This window comes from Bradyrhizobium viridifuturi (genome assembly GCF_001238275.1).
GTDB classification, from domain to species: Bacteria; Pseudomonadota; Alphaproteobacteria; order Rhizobiales; family Xanthobacteraceae; genus Bradyrhizobium; species Bradyrhizobium viridifuturi.
Map to the genome: position 1 here is coordinate 1 of NZ_LGTB01000081.1, position 14068 is coordinate 14068.

General features: G+C 65.1%; 10 protein-coding genes and 1 pseudogene. 1 reads left to right on the forward strand and 10 read right to left on the reverse strand.

Annotated elements, in window-relative coordinates; genetic code table 11:
- Positions 1-62: 62 nt before the first annotated feature.
- The 4 genes and pseudogenes from ALC15_RS39845 to ALC15_RS39860 all read right to left on the reverse strand — a co-directional run bounded on the left by ALC15_RS39845 (position 63) and on the right by ALC15_RS39860 (position 4597).
- A complete protein-coding gene (locus tag ALC15_RS39845) occupies positions 63-950 on the reverse strand; it encodes a TauD/TfdA dioxygenase family protein (RefSeq protein WP_050631991.1) in 888 nt (295 codons plus the stop codon).
- Positions 951-1029: 79 nt separating this feature from the next.
- A complete protein-coding gene (locus tag ALC15_RS39850) occupies positions 1030-1728 on the reverse strand; it encodes a DUF2270 domain-containing protein (protein WP_244486479.1) in 699 nt (232 codons plus the stop codon).
- 123 nt (positions 1729-1851) lie between these two features.
- A complete protein-coding gene (locus tag ALC15_RS39855) occupies positions 1852-3402 on the reverse strand; it encodes an AMP-binding protein (RefSeq protein WP_050631993.1) in 1551 nt (516 codons plus the stop codon).
- A gap of 39 nt (positions 3403-3441) precedes the next feature.
- Positions 3442-4597: pseudogene (locus tag ALC15_RS39860) on the reverse strand (iron-containing alcohol dehydrogenase).
- A 630-nt stretch (positions 4598-5227) separates the two neighbouring features.
- Between ALC15_RS39860 and ALC15_RS39865 the strand changes: the two are divergent.
- A complete protein-coding gene (locus ALC15_RS39865) occupies positions 5228-5527 on the forward strand; it encodes a DUF6916 family protein (protein ID WP_244486480.1) in 300 nt (99 codons plus the stop codon).
- On the opposite strand, the gene ALC15_RS39870 is transcribed toward ALC15_RS39865, so the two are convergent.
- The 6 genes from ALC15_RS39870 to ALC15_RS39895 all read right to left on the reverse strand — a co-directional run.
- A complete protein-coding gene (locus tag ALC15_RS39870; protein WP_244486481.1) occupies positions 5520-6095 on the reverse strand; it encodes a GNAT family N-acetyltransferase in 576 nt (191 codons plus the stop codon). The two genes, ALC15_RS39865 and ALC15_RS39870, sit on opposite strands and share 8 nt — an antisense overlap.
- A gap of 7 nt (positions 6096-6102) precedes the next feature.
- Positions 6103-6633, reverse strand: a complete 531-nt coding sequence (locus tag ALC15_RS39875; protein ID WP_050631995.1) for a phage tail protein — start codon at positions 6631-6633, stop codon at positions 6103-6105.
- 12 nt (positions 6634-6645) lie between these two features.
- On the reverse strand, positions 6646-7152 hold the full coding sequence (locus ALC15_RS39880) for a phage tail protein (RefSeq protein WP_050631996.1): 507 nt from the start codon (positions 7150-7152) through the stop codon (positions 6646-6648).
- Between the two features lie 12 nt (positions 7153-7164).
- On the reverse strand, positions 7165-7662 hold the full coding sequence (locus ALC15_RS39885; protein ID WP_050631997.1) for a phage tail protein: 498 nt from the start codon (positions 7660-7662) through the stop codon (positions 7165-7167).
- A gap of 333 nt (positions 7663-7995) precedes the next feature.
- Entirely contained in the window at positions 7996-10980 is a 2985-nt protein-coding gene (locus ALC15_RS39890; RefSeq protein ID WP_050631998.1) for a beta strand repeat-containing protein, read from the reverse strand.
- On the reverse strand, positions 10977-14068 hold a 3092-nt coding region (locus ALC15_RS39895; RefSeq protein WP_162240555.1), incomplete at its 5' end, for a beta strand repeat-containing protein. The genes ALC15_RS39895 and ALC15_RS39890, both read right to left, overlap by 4 nt.

A 14068-nucleotide genomic window follows, 5' to 3' on the forward strand; every position in this document is an offset into this window, starting at 1 on the left:
CCGTACATCCTTCGAGACTCGCTCCGCTCGCACCTCAGGATGACGGTGGGGGAGCATTCACCTCACTCCGCCGCTTGCGATGAGGGCGGGCTGACGGTCGCAACCCCATCTGCCTCGGTCGCCGAGATCGTGGTGCGGATCATCAGGCGGCCCTCATGCGCCGGCCAGGGGCGGCCGCGATGCATAGTGGCGCGGTTGTCCCACATCACGACGTCGCCCTGCTTCCATTGATGTAGATAACTGACGCCGGGCGCGGTCGCGGCTTCGGTCAGCTGCTCGATCAGCGCGTTGCCGGCCTCGGCATCCATACCCTCGACGCCATAGGCGTGGGAAGCGAGATACAGCGCGCCGCGGCCGTTGACCGGATTACGCCACACCATGCGCCAGCATACCGGCGGCAATGCGTCGGTTTCCTCCGTCGTCGCGAGACCGGCAGCCACCTTGCTGCGCGAATGCGCGTAGGAATGCCAGGCGAACGAGTTTTCCAGCCGCTTCGCCAAATCCTTGTCGAGCCGCTCGAAGGCGAGGCGCATCGAGACGAATTCGGTCTCGCCGCCATGTTCAGGGATGATGCGCGCAGACAGGATCGAGGTCAGCGCCGGCACGCGCTTGAAGGAGGAGTCGGTGTGCCAGAGCTGGTTGGCCCTAGCGCGCAGTTGCTGGCGATGATCGGACGGAACCACGTTGCCGTCGGGTCCGAAGGTCGAGAGGATCACGAAATGCGAGCCGGTGCCCATCGAGCCGACCTTGGTCACCTCGGGCGGACCGAAGCGGCGCGAGAAGGCGAGCTGGATGTCGTCGCTGACCTCCTGGCCACGGAACACCAGCACCGAGTGCTCCTCGAATGCCGCGCGCACCGCCGCATAGGCGGTATCGCTGGCGGCAACGTCTGACAGCGTCACGCCGCGCAGCTCGGCTCCGAATCCCTCGCGCAGTGGGATCACGTCCATCGGCAGGTCCTCCCTGATTTTTCTTGTTGAAGCGAGGTTAGGGGAAAACCCCGCCACCGGCAACGCGGCCCGCGGCATCTCACCCCATTGCGATCAGATTGTGCCGTGTGCGCCGGTCGGCGACCTCGATGCGCTGCGTGATGAGGGCGAACAGCGCCCAGCTCGAATGGAAGACGACGCCGGCCAGGATCACGACGGCTCCCGGAATCGGCCCGATCGAGGCGCGGTCCCAGATGTCGCTCACCGTCATCAACGGCAGCGGATGGATCGCCAGCTTGCCGTAGTAAGCGATGGCCTGGATCGCGAAAATCCAGCCATAGGTCCGGCGCAGCCGCCGGCCGACCGCGCGCGCAAAGCTGATGTGGTAGCTGGGGCGGCGATAATCATTGGCCAGCAGCTCGGTCCAGGCGGCATTCGGCGATGGCTCTTCGCCGCGGATCATCGGTGCGTAGAAATCGGTTTCGAGCAATCGGGCGCGGGCGCGCCAGACATTGAAGTAGCGGTAGCGCCGCGCCTCGAACAGCAGGAAGACCGTGACCAGCAGGCCGACCAGCACCATCGGCAGGGGCGATGCCTCCGCATTGCTGTAGGTCGCCGACAGCGCGATCCCGGTGGTGACAACAGCCCAGTTGGTCGAGCTGTCGAGGCGGGTACGCCAGACCGTGCTGCGGTAGACCTCGCCGCGATAGAGATGGGCGAGCGCGCCGATCTCGGCGGCGGTGAACTCGAGCCTGCCGGCCTGTGCCGGCTCCGGCTCGCGCGGCTCGGGCGACGGCATGGCGGCCTCCGGCGAAGCTGGCTTGCGATCGCAGAGCATAACGCGAAATCCGCGCGGCGGGCGAGTCCGTTGCGCGGCGGCGCTTGTCCGGCCGGATCAGCGCCGTCAGCCGTATCGCTCGGCTCAGACGATCCGCGAGGTCTTGTTGCCCCAATAGCGGTCGCGCAGCAGGCGCTTGTAGAGTTTTCCGGTCGGCAGCCGCGGCAGCTCGGCCTCGAAATCCACCGAGCGCGGCACCTTCTGGCGCGACAGCGAGCCCGCGCAGAAGGCGATCAGCTCCTCGGCGAGCTCGGGCCCCGGCGCGATACCCTCGGCCGGCTGCACCACCGCCTTCACTTCCTCGCCGAGATCGGCATTGGGCACGCCGAACACCGCGGCGTCGGCGACCTTGGGATGCGTGATCAGGAGGTTCTCGCATTCCTGCGGGTAGATGTTCACGCCGCCGGAAATGATCATGAAGGTGGCGCGATCGGTGAGATAGAGGAAGTTGTCGTCATCGACATAGCCGACGTCGCCGACCGTGCTCATGCTGCCGTCGGCCGAGCGCGCCTCGCTGGTCTTGGCGGGATCGTTGAAATATTCGAACGGCGTCGCCGTCTTGAACCACACCGTACCCGGCGTGCCCTTTGGGCAGGGTTGCATGTTCTCGTCGAGGATATGCAGGTCGCCGAGCAGCACCCTGCCGACGGTGCCGCGATGCGCCAGCCATTCCTCGCTGTTGCAGGCGGTGAAGCCGAGGCCTTCGGTCGCGCCGTAATATTCGTGGATGATCGGGCCCCACCATTTGATCATCTCGTCCTTGACCAGCGCCGGGCAGGGCGCAGCGGCGTGGATTGCGATCTCGAGCGTCGACAAATCGTAGCGGTTGCGAACCTCCTCGGGTAGCTTTAGCAGACGCGAGAACATGGTCGGCACCAGCTGGCTGTGGGTGATGCCCCACTTCTCGACCAGCTGGAGATAGCGTTCGGGATCGAAGCTCTCCATGATGACGACGGTGCCGCCCATCCGGATGGTGAGGTTGACCGCGGCCTGCGGCGCCGAGTGATAGAGCGGCGCCGGCGACAGGTAGACCATGCCCTCGCGGTAGTGCCAGAGCTTGGTCAGGAAATCGAACAGCGGCAGGTTCTGCGACGGCGGCTGCTCAGGCAGCGGCCGCACGATGCCCTTGGGCCGGCCTGTCGTGCCGGACGAATAGAGCATCGCGGTACCAGCATATTCGTCCGCGATCGGCGTCGACGGCAGGCCGGCAGTGGCCTCTTGCAGTCCGACGATGCGATCACTTTCACTGTCGCCGTCGACCACGATGCACAGCTCGACCTGGGGGCACTCCTTCAGCGCCTCGCGCGCGATGTCGAGCTTCAGCTTCGAGGTGATCAGGATCCGCGACTGGCTGTTGGTCAGGATGTAGGCGAGCTCACCCGCGGTGAGGTAGGAATTGACGCAGGTATAATATAGTCCTGCGCGCTCGCCGGCGCCGCAGGCCTCGAGGTAGCGATTGTTGTTCTCCATGAAGATCGAATAGTGGTCGAGCCGCTTGAGGCCTCGCTTGCGGAATAGATGCGCGAGACGGTTGCTGCGCGCCTCGAGCTCGCGATAGGTGACGATCTCGCCGGTCCCGGCCATGATGAAGGCCGGTTGCAGCGGGCGCAGGTAAGCATGCTTGCCGGTGTACATTGAGCTCTATTTCCCCCTCACTTGCGACTCGTTCTTGTTCTAGGCCGCCATTGCCAGAATCTCGCAGACCTCTGATGGACCGTCGATCTTGCGCGGGTTGCGTGGCACCCAGGGCGTGCGCATCGCACCCGCCGCGATGCGGTCGAAATGTTCGGGACCGACCTGCACCTCCTTGAGGCTGCGGGGCAGTGCCGAGGTCGCGGATGAAGCGATCGAGTACGTCGCCGGCGTCCGCGCCTGGATGCCCCATCGCGGCCGCGACCAACGCCTGCCGGTCGGCATTATCGCGCTTGTTCCAGCGCATCACCGCAGGCAGCATCACGCACGACGTGTAGCCATGCGGCACATCGAACTCGGCGCCGAGCACGTAGCCGATGCCATGGCTCGCGCCCATCGGCACGCCGGAGGCGAGCGGGCCGGTCGAGAGCCAGGTTCCGATCTGGCAATCCATCCGCGCCGAAATGTCCTTCGGGTTGGCCTTCACCCGCGGCAGACCGGCGGCCAGCATCTCGAGCCCCTTGATCGCCTGCGCGTCGCCGTAAGGGTGCGCCTCGCGCGAGCAGATGCCCTCGACGCAATGGTCGACGGCGCGGATGCCGGTCGACAGGAACAGCCAGTCCGGCGTGTGCACCGAGAGTTCCGGATCGAGGATGGTGGCGCGTGGCATCACCAGCGGATGGCGCAGCATCTCCTTCTGCCGCTTGGCCTCGTTGGTGACGCCTGCGATCGAGGAGAATTCGCCGCCGGCGATCGTGGTCGGCACGCTGATCTGCCGAACTGTCGGCGGATTCATCTCGGGCGAGACGCCGCCACGGGTGCGGATGGTGTCGATGCCGTCGGATGTGGTGACATTGTTGGCGAGGCAGAGCTGCACCGCTTTGGCACCATCCGTGATCGAGCCGCCGCCGATGGTGACGATCAGGTCGGCCTTGGCATCGCGCGCCTGCTCGGTTGCCGCGATGACCGCGGCGCGCGGCGTATGCGCCGGCATCCTGTCGAAGATGCCGACGCAGCGGGACCCGAGCGCCTCGCGGATTCTTTCGATCTCATCGGTCTCGCGGTTCAGTGTGCCCGAGACCATCAGGAAGGCGCGCTGCGCGCCCAGCCGGTCCAGTTGCTCGACGACGGCTTCACCGGCGGGCCGCCCGAACACGACCTCGTCCATGGCGCCAAATACGACACGGCCTCTGTGCACGCGCCTCTCCTCCCTCAAGATGGTCCGCCTTGCCGGCGGCGCTTTGCGGAGAGGTTAGCGGAGGAAATCGGGGTCGTCATCAGGGCTGCTGCCGGCGGTCGGAACGATCGCGCCGCCTATTCCGCCGTCGTCCCTGCGAAGGCAGGGATCCATAACCACAGGGTTGTGGTGTTGAAGTGAGCTGCGGCCCCGGCGCTGGCCAAGCAACTGTCATTGCTGGTTATGGATCCCGGGTCGCGCTGCGCTTGCCCGGGACGACATCGAATATGTGGCACTCGCTTGAGTCATACATCTGCATTCTCGCGAGACGATCCGTTCGAGTCTTGCGTTTACTTGCCCCTCTCCGGGGACAGTGGGCACAGGGAAAATTCGGTGCCGATAGCGCCCAACTTAGATGCAAGGGCCGCCCGCCCTCTATCCTCCCGTCATTCCGGGCCTCGCGAAGCGAGAGCCCGGAATCCATCACGCCGCATCACTTTTGGTGAAATGGATTCCGGGCTCGACGCTTCGCGTCGCCCCGGAATGACGAGGACAGGAGCCGCTCCGGAATGACCGTGAGGGAGCACGCCAGAAACCTTGACCGCATCGTCGCGACGTGTGTTACACGTCGACAGCAACAGGGACGTGCGCATGACCACCGTCGATCTCGCGAAGCTGCACATTGATGACTTCACGCCGCATCAGGGTGCGGAGTTCGAGATGCAGGCTGCGGATCGCATCGTGGCGCTGAAGCTCGCCAGGGTCGAGCCCGCGGGCAACAGCGGCCGGCCGGGTGGTGCGTTCTCGTTGCTGTTTGCGGGGCCGAAGGGAGCATGGCTTCCGCAGGCGATCTATCCGGTGCGGCATCCCGCGCTCGGCGTGATGGAGATTTTCCTTGTGCCGATCGGGCCGCTCGCCGACGCCAATGGCTATCAGGCGATCTTCACCTGACTGTCTGAACCTGATCGTCAGAAGCACGTGCCGCGCGCCGGCGCATCAGATCGTAGACGCCCTTGTCTTCCTCGGTGACGAAGCCGAGCCGGCGGTAGAGCCGCATCGCCGGGTTGAGCTTCTCGACGTGGATCGAGACGTCCTTGTCGGCGGCCGCCGCCTCGTCGATCGCGTCGCGCAGCAGCGCCTCGCCGTAGCCTTTGCCGCGATGCGCCGGCATGAAGGCGATGTCGATGATGCGGTGCTGGCTCGGCCAGCGCTCGATGTAGAACCGGCCAACGTCCTCATCGCCCTGGGCGATGACCAGCCAGTCGGCGTCCGGATAGTGCCGCTGATAGTGCGTGTGCTGGGCGCGAAACTGCTGATCGAGAAAGGCAGCCTTCTCTGCGTTGCTCCATGGCACCGGCGCCAACTCCTCGGCGCGGGTCGAGGCATAGAGGCGGACCAGGAACGGCAGATCGGCCTCCGACAGGCGGCGAAATTGGCAACCGGATTCAGCCGCGCGCGCCCAACCGAATGCGGGCGCGCCAAACGTCGGCGCACCAGGTGAGGGGGTATGCAGCGTCAAGACAACCTCAGCTCCGTGGCGGGAAAACGCCCTGCATCGCAATGCAGAAATTGAGCGTGAGGTAGGGCATCAGATTGTTGTGCGGCAGGCTGGCGCCTGCCGGTCCAATCATGTTGGAGGCCATCTGCACCAGCGCGGGCATTGGACTGGTGGTGACATAGGCCGCACCGTTGACCGATCGCGCGATGCCCCGGGTCGATGTGGGGGCTGCCTGGTCGGCCTGTAGATTGACCGCCACCATGTTGTGGGGGTGCGAGGGTATTTCGGTTTGCAACAGGGTCACCGTGTCCGAGCCGCCGTTCTGGCCGAGGTCGTACAGCGACAGGCCCGGTCCCTGACCCGGCGCCATTGGCGCGTTGCCTTGCATGTTGGGAAGCGCGAAGTTCGAGGTGCCGTTGCCGCCATATGTCACGCCAAGCAACGAGAACAGCGCCGTGTTCTGCGAGATCGGCAGGATCTGACCGTTACAGAACGCCCAGCCGGAGGGCGCGAAGTTGAACGGAAAAATGCGAATTTCGGCGACGAAGGGGTCAGCCATGTTGTCGCGCTCCTAGCTCTGGCTCGGGAAGATGCCGAACAGCGAAATAATGAAGTTGACGCACAGATAGGGCTGGATGTTGCTGTGCGGCTGGCTGCCGCCGGCCGGTCCGATCACGACCGGGCTCAGCGGCGTCGTCGGCGTTTGCTCCTTGTAGAGCAGCAGTGCACCACCCATCTGGTCGAGCACGTTGCCCTGCGGGTTCGAGCTCGTGCCGGTGTTTTGACATGCCAGCATGGTGTGATCATGCGCCGGAATCTGCTGCGTTGTGAGGGTGATTGTCTCGGCGCCGCCGGTTTCCCCAATCGCGAATCCGTTGCCCATGTGAAGCGGCAGCCGGCCGCGCAAGTCGGGGAGGGCAAAGGTCGACTGACCGTCGCCGCCATAGGTGGTGCCGATCAGGTTGAACAGCACCTCATTGTCGGAAATCGGCAGCAGCCGGCCATCGCAGAATTGCCAGCCGGCCGGCGCGAAGTTGCCGGCGAAGAGCTTGAGTTCGCCTACAAAGGGTTGCGGCATGAGAGGTCTCCGTCAATTCTGCGAAGGGAAGACGCCCTGCAAGGCGATACTGAAATTGATCGTCAGGAATGGCTGCATATTCAGATGCGCCTGGCTGCCGCCGGTCATGGAGATGCTGCCTGCCACCAGCGGGGTCAGCGCCGTCGGTGCGGCATAGGCGTTGTTCAAGGCGCCGAGGACGTTGTTCGCGGGCACCAGAACAGCGCCATTGGTGTTGGTGGCGTTCGCGAGATGGCTATGCGTCGGCATTTCGGAAATCGTGAGCGTATGCCCTTGCTCGCCGGCTCTCTCGCCGAGCACATGGCCGTTGCCGGTGTGCATTGGTACGCTGCCTTGCAGGTTCGGCAGTGCGAAAGTGGTCTGCCCGTTGCCGCCAAAAGTGGTGCCAAGCAATGAGAACAACGCCTGGTTCTGGTTGATCGGAAGCAGCTGTCCGTTGCAGCCCGCCCAGCCCTTGGGCGCAAAGCCAAACGACATCATGCGTATTTCGGAAAGAAACGGATCGGCCATCGGTCCTCCGCAAGTATGTCGTAAGATTCGTGAAAAATTCGAGACAATGATGCCGCGTCGATAACGTTCTGCACGATAGCGTGTTTTACGGTAAGTGCAACCTCAACGATTGTTCGGCTTCTGCGATTTTCTTGTCTGATTGCGTGAGCGGCTCGTGACGAGATCGATCGTCGACGACGGCGCTGTCGTCACGAATCGGACATGTCGCATGTGGACATGATGCGGAGATCGAAGCTGTCCCGGCATCGAGGCCGCGCACGGACTCCATCAGTCAAAAGACGAGACCTGCCGCACCGGTTCGGCAGGCGTCGTTATCTTCGGCAAGGCGCCCGATCAGACCACCAGGTCGTGATGGAATGTGGCCTGGGCGTGACTGTCGGTCGGCGTGCCGCCCATCGCGGCGAACACGGCCTCGTGGCTCATCCACCACGGGGCGGCGGCGTTGGACTGCCCGCTGAACAGATCGGACATGGTCTGGGTGCTCGCGCCTGGGTCCACACGGCTCGTGGTGGTCTGCGACGGCGCTTGGACGAACGACGCGAAGTCGAAGCTGTCACGATTGGCCATGACCTGCGGAGAGGTACCGTCTTGCGTGGGCATGACGTGCGGCGACGCGGTGCTGGCATCCACCGCGCTTGGCAGCCGGCGCTCGCCGTCGGTCAGATTGATATACATCAGGTCGCCAGCGTGGCTCGGCGTCGTGTCGTCTGCCAGGCCGATGACATGGCCGAGCTCGTGCGACACCGCGGTCAACAGGTCGAGATGTCCAGCCGCGGCGCTCGTCGGGTCCGCGAATAGGTCGGTCGCGGTGGCGGCGTGGGCGAACTCGAAATTGTCCGAAGGTGTCGGGTCGACGAACCAGCCATGTCCGGCGGCGCTGGCATCGATCGTGATGTGGCCATTCGATTCCGCGCTGACGACGCTGCCGCCGAGGGTGGCGACACTGAACGTGACCGCCTTCATGATCGCGAGCTGGCTTGCCGACGCACCGACGGCAGCCCATTGCGCAATCGCGGTCGAGACGACGGAATTCAGCTCCGTCTGGGTGAGATGGGTTTCGCCCGTGGTCGGCGAGGCCGCTGCGACGCCGCCCGAGGTGGCGACCATGAACTGGGCGCCGCCGAAATAGCCGCCACCTGCGGCATGGGTGGGATCGCCGATCGCCTGGGTCGCGACCGCCCCGTTTCCAGTGCCGGTAACGGTGTTGTTGGCCGCCACGTAATTCGCCACTGCGGTGAAATCATAGGGCGCGCCGCCGTAGTTGGGAGTGCCAATCAAGCCGGTTTTCGAAACCCCCTCCTGCTCGAGGAAGATGCCGGCGACCAGGCCTAAGCCGGTATTGCCACCGAGATCGACGTTATTCCTCAGCGCGCCTGCGCCGCCGATCGTGGCGTCCAGCAGATTGTTGTCGCCGCCGGCTCCCGTCCCCGAGCCGTTCTGCACATAGATGCCGGCAAATCCGTTGGTCGAATCGAGCGTATCGACCGTGTTGCCCTGGATCACCGCGGTCATCGCCCCGGCGGCGCCGTTATGGACCAGCGTATAGATGCCGCCGACGACGCCGGAGATATGGTTGTTGGTGATGGTCGTGCTCGAGGTGCCCGCGCCATCCTCGAACACGGCGATGCCGTAACCCTGCGTCGAACCGCTGCCGCCCGAACCTTGCGTGCCGATCGTGTTGCCGGTGATCGTGCCGGTGAACGAGCCGGCGGAGCCGGTGCCCTTGCTGATCCCGAGCGCCGCGCCGAGCGCGCCCTTGATGGTGTTGTTCGCGATGTCGTAGGTCAGCGTGATGTCGTTGGTCGGGCCACCGCCGCCGATCGTGATGCCGCCGCCGCCGCTGACGATGTTCTGGTTGGTGTTGCTGAAGTTGTCGCCGGTCATGACCAGGTCCGACGACACCGTGCCCAGCAGATTGAGCTGGAACATGTCGCCGCGCGCGGATGTGACGGTCGAGTTCTGGATCGTGGCGTTGAAGGTGCCGCCGGTCGCCTGGAATCCGATCGCGTCGTTGGACGCGTTGCCGGCCGCCGAATTGGTCGCGAAGGTCGAGCCGGAGACGGTGATACGGTTCAGCGTCTGGCCGCTGTCGTTGAAGACGTGCAAGGCATCATAGGCCGCACCGGTGAGGGTCGAGTTCGTGACCGAGGCGGTGCCGGACAGGCCGGTGAAGTAGACGTCGCCCTCGCCGATGCCGCCGACGCTGGTGCCGTTGGTGCCGGTCACCGTGGTGTTGCCGAGCGTAAAGCCGGTGACGTTGGTGCCGACGATGCCGTAGTTCTGGAAGTCGTGCATCGCCAGATAGGAGATCTGAACATCCTTGGTGTTGTTCAGGTAGATGCCGCTGCCCTGCGTGGTGCTGCCGTCGGCGCCGGTCTTGTTGGCGATCGTGCCGCCGCTGCCCGCCGTCGAGCCGTCGCCGGTGACATGCAGGCCGCCGTTGCCGGCGGCGGTACCGGTGTTGGAGAGGATGATGCCGTTGTTGGAGCCGCCGCTCGACGTGATGCTCTTGAGGATGAGGTTGGACGAGCCGATCTGAGTGTTCTCGACATCGAGCGCGGTGCCGGTCGTCGACGTGATGGTGTTGTTGCTGCCGGTCAGCGTGATGGTGCCGCCATGGGTGAAGCTCATGCCGGTGCCGCTGGACGTCTTGATCACGATGTCCTGCATCGTGACGGTGCCGACATTGTTGCCGTCGTCGCTGATGCCGATGCCGGTCGAAGCCGAGGTATCGATGCTGACACCTGTGATGGTGTGGCCTGACGTGCCGAGCAGATCGATGCCGTTGTCGGCGCCGGTGACATGGATGACCGGGTCGGTACCGGAACCGGTGTTGGCGGTGACCACCTGGCCGGTCACCGGATTGGTGAACTGCAGGTTGTGGCTGCCGCCGATCAGGTTGACGCCGTTGGCGAGATTGATGCCGCTGGCCTCGCTGTAGGTGCCGGTGCCGTGCTCCAGCACGACGTAGTCGCCTGAGCCCGCCGGGTTCGCCGCGTTGAAGGCCGCGATCGAGGTGTACGGGTCGGCCTGGGTGCCGAGGTTGTGGCTGCCCGCGGCCGAGTTGTCGATGTAGAACACCTGCGGGACGACGCCGACGTGGAAGGTCTGATTGCCCGACGAGAGCGGCCCGCCGGTGCCGGTGTGGCCGTTGTCGCTGACGTTCAGCGTGACGGTGTCGGTACCGGTGAAGCCGTCGTCACTGTTGTATGTCAGCGTTGCCAGCGCGGTGTTGACCTGCGCGGCCGTGCCCGTGAGGGTCACGGTGTGGCTATTGTTGTTGGTGAAGCTCGTGAGCCCCGAGGTGTCGAAGCTCACATTCGCGTGGACCGTCGAGATCGTCGCGGTGACGGTGCTGGGGTCAGAATCGCGTCCGCGACCGACAGGCCTGATATCGCGAGATTGGTGTGCGAGAACGCGGTTCCGATCGAAGAGTCCGCCGGCACCGTCGCGGTCGGCGCATCGTCTACCGCGGTGACGGTTCCGGTCGTCGATCCCGTCCCGGTGTCGTTGCCGCCATTGGCGGTGCCGCCGTCATCGTGCACGGTCAAAGTATAGGACCGCGCGGTGGTGTCGGGATTTTCGCTGGTGTTGTTGAACTGGATCAGGTCGAGCGCCGCATTGTAGTGCGCGAGCGTGTCGGTGCCGGTGAAGCTGATCGTCTCGGTGCCGGCCGTGCTGGTGATGTCGAAGTGGATTCCGCCGATATCGCCGCTGCTGCCGGCATGCCCGGCGATCGAGAGCGCGTCCAATGGCTTCAGATTGTTCAGCACGAAGGTCGCGTCGGTCAGGTTGTTGCCTTCGGCGTCGGTGATCGTCAGGTTGGGCGTGATCGTGACCGGCGTCGAGTTCGCCGCCGGCGTGCCGTTCGGCGGCTCGGTGAAGCCGGTGATGGCGCCGAAGGCAATCACCGGCGCGTCGTTGACCGGCGTAACGTGGATCGTCGAGGTCGAGGTGTTGCTGTTCAGCGAGCCGTCATTGACCGTGAAGCTGACGGTGCGATCCGCTCCGGACGGGTTGTCGCTCGAGTTGAAATAGGTGATGGAATCGAGTGCGGCCTTGTAGTTGGCGACGCTCGAGGAGCCGGTCAGCGTCAGCACGCCGATCGCGGCATTGTACGAGCCGGTGATGCCGTTCTGGTTGACGAAGCCCAGCACGTCCTGGCCCGCGGCGAAGCCGCCAGTGATCGCAATCGTCGCGCCGACCATGTTGGCGCTGTCGACGTCGGTCACGTTGACCGACGCATCGATCACGGTCGCCGCCTGGTTCTCGATGTAGCTCAGCGTGCCGCCGGCTGACGTGACCGGCGGATCGTTGACCGGCGTGACGTTGATGGTGTCGGTGACTGCGGTGGAGTTCGCCGCGCCGTCATTGGCGATGATGGTGACGGTACGCGCGAGGCCCGACGGGTTATCGCTGGTGTTGAAATAGGTCACCGAGGCCAGCGCGGCCTGGTAGTTGGCGACGCTGGAGGAGCCGGTCAGCGTCAGCGTGGCGGTCGCGGCGTTGAACGATCCACTGATGCCGTTCTGGTTGACGAAGCCGAGCACGTCCTCGCCGTTGACGTAGTTGCCGGTGATCTGCACCGTCGCGCCGGCCAGCGTGGTGTTGTCGACGTCGGTCACGGTGATCGCCGGGTCGAACGCGGTCGCGGCCTGGTTCTCGGTGTAGTTCAGCGTGTGCCCGGCGGTGACCACCGGCGGGTCGTTCACCGGCGTGACGTTGATGGTGTCGGTGACCGGCGTGCTGTCGAGCGTGCCGTCATTGGCGGTGATCGTGACGGTGCGCGGCGCGCCCGACGGGTTGTCGCTGTTGTCGAAATAGGTCACCGAGGCTAGTGCGGCCTGGTAGTTGGCGACGCTGGAGGAGCCGGACAGCGTCAGTGTTCCGGTCGCGGCGTTGAACGATCCGGTGATGCCGTTCTGGTTGGTGAAGCCGAGGATGTCCTCGCCATTGATGTAGCCGCCGGTGATCTGCACTGTGGCGGACGCCAGATTGGCGTCGTCGGCGTCGGTCACGGTGATCGCCGGGTCGAACGCGGTCGCGGCCTGGTTCTCGGTGTAGTTCAGCGCGTGGCTGGCGATGACGATCGGCGCCTGGTCGACGACGACGCCGATGGTGAAGGTCTGCTGGCTATGCAGCGTGCCGTCGCTGGAATCGACCGTGATGTCGTAGGACGGATCGGCGGCGAGGATCTTGCTGGGATCAGCGACGGTGACGGCGCCGGTCGTGGCGTTGATGGTGAAGGCGCCGCCGGAGGTGTCGCCGACCAGCGAATAGGTCACCGGCGGTCCGTTCACGTCGACCGAGGACGCCGTCAGGTGGACATAGCTGCCGGCCGGAGCGCCGACCGCGACACGGTTCGCGGTGCCGTCGCTGTCGACCGGGGTCGACGGCGCGACGTCGGTGACGTCGATGGTAAAGGTCTGCGAGCTTGTCAGCGTGCCGTCGCTGGCGGATGCTGTCACCGTGTAGGCGTGGGTGGGGCCGCTGGTCTCGTAGTCGATCTTGGTGGAGTCTGTGACGGTGATAACGCCGGTGGTCGCGTTGATGGTGAAGCCGCCGCCGGAGGTGTCGCCGGTCAGCGAATAGGTCACGGCCGGGCCGTTGACGTCGATCGCCGACGCGGTGATGCCGACCGTCGATCCGTTGGCGGCGCCTTCGGCGATCGAATTCTGGGCGACGTCGCTGTCGACCGGGGTCGACGGCGCGGCGTCGTCGACGGCGATGGTGAAGGTCTGCGAACTCGCGAGCGTGCCGTCGCTGGCCTGCGCGGTCACCGTGTAGGAATGGGTCGGGCCGCTGCTCTCGTAGTCGAGCTTGGTGGGGTCGGCGACGGTGATGACGCCGGTTGTCGCGTTGATGGTGAAGCCGCCGCCCGAGGTGTCGCCGGTCAGCGAATAGGTCACGGGGGGGCCGTTGACGTCGGTCGTGGTCGCGGTGACACCGACGGTGCTGCCGGCGGCGGCACCTTCGACGATGTGGTTGGCGGTGGCGTCGCTGTCGATCGGTGTCGACGGCGCGGCGTCGTCGACGGCGATAGTGAAGGTCTGCGAGGTCGCGAGCGTACCGTCGCTGGCCTGCGCGGTGATGGTGTAGCTGTGGGTCGCGCCGCTGGTCTCGTAGTCGATCTTGGTGGGATCGGCGACGGTGACGACGCCCGTGGTGGCGTTGATGGTGAAGCCGCCGCCCGAGGTGTCGCCGACCAGCGAATAGGTCACCGCCGGGCCATTGATATCGGTTGCGGACGCGGTGATGCCGACGGTGCTTCCGGCGGCGGCGCCTTCGACGACGTGGTTAGTGGTGACGTCGCTGTCGACCGGGGCCGACGGCGCAACGTCGGTGACGGCGATGGTGAAGGTCTGCGAGCTGGCTTGCAGGCCGTCGCTGGCCTGCGCCGTCACCG

What these genes read in the sequence shown, in the direction of transcription:
- ALC15_RS39845 (WP_050631991.1), bottom strand. Translation starts at nt 950, where the DNA reads ATGGACGTGATCCCACTGCGCGAGGGATTCGGAGCCGAGCTGCGCGGC.
- ALC15_RS39850 (WP_244486479.1), bottom strand. Translation starts at nt 1,728, where the DNA reads ATGCCGTCGCCCGAGCCGCGCGAGCCGGAGCCGGCACAGGCCGGCAGG.
- ALC15_RS39855 (WP_050631993.1), bottom strand. Translation starts at nt 3,402, where the DNA reads ATGTACACCGGCAAGCATGCTTACCTGCGCCCGCTGCAACCGGCCTTC.
- ALC15_RS39865 (WP_244486480.1), top strand. Translation starts at nt 5,228, where the DNA reads ATGACCACCGTCGATCTCGCGAAGCTGCACATTGATGACTTCACGCCG.
- ALC15_RS39875 (WP_050631995.1), bottom strand. Translation starts at nt 6,633, where the DNA reads ATGGCTGACCCCTTCGTCGCCGAAATTCGCATTTTTCCGTTCAACTTC.
- ALC15_RS39880 (WP_050631996.1), bottom strand. Translation starts at nt 7,152, where the DNA reads ATGCCGCAACCCTTTGTAGGCGAACTCAAGCTCTTCGCCGGCAACTTC.
- ALC15_RS39885 (WP_050631997.1), bottom strand. Translation starts at nt 7,662, where the DNA reads ATGGCCGATCCGTTTCTTTCCGAAATACGCATGATGTCGTTTGGCTTT.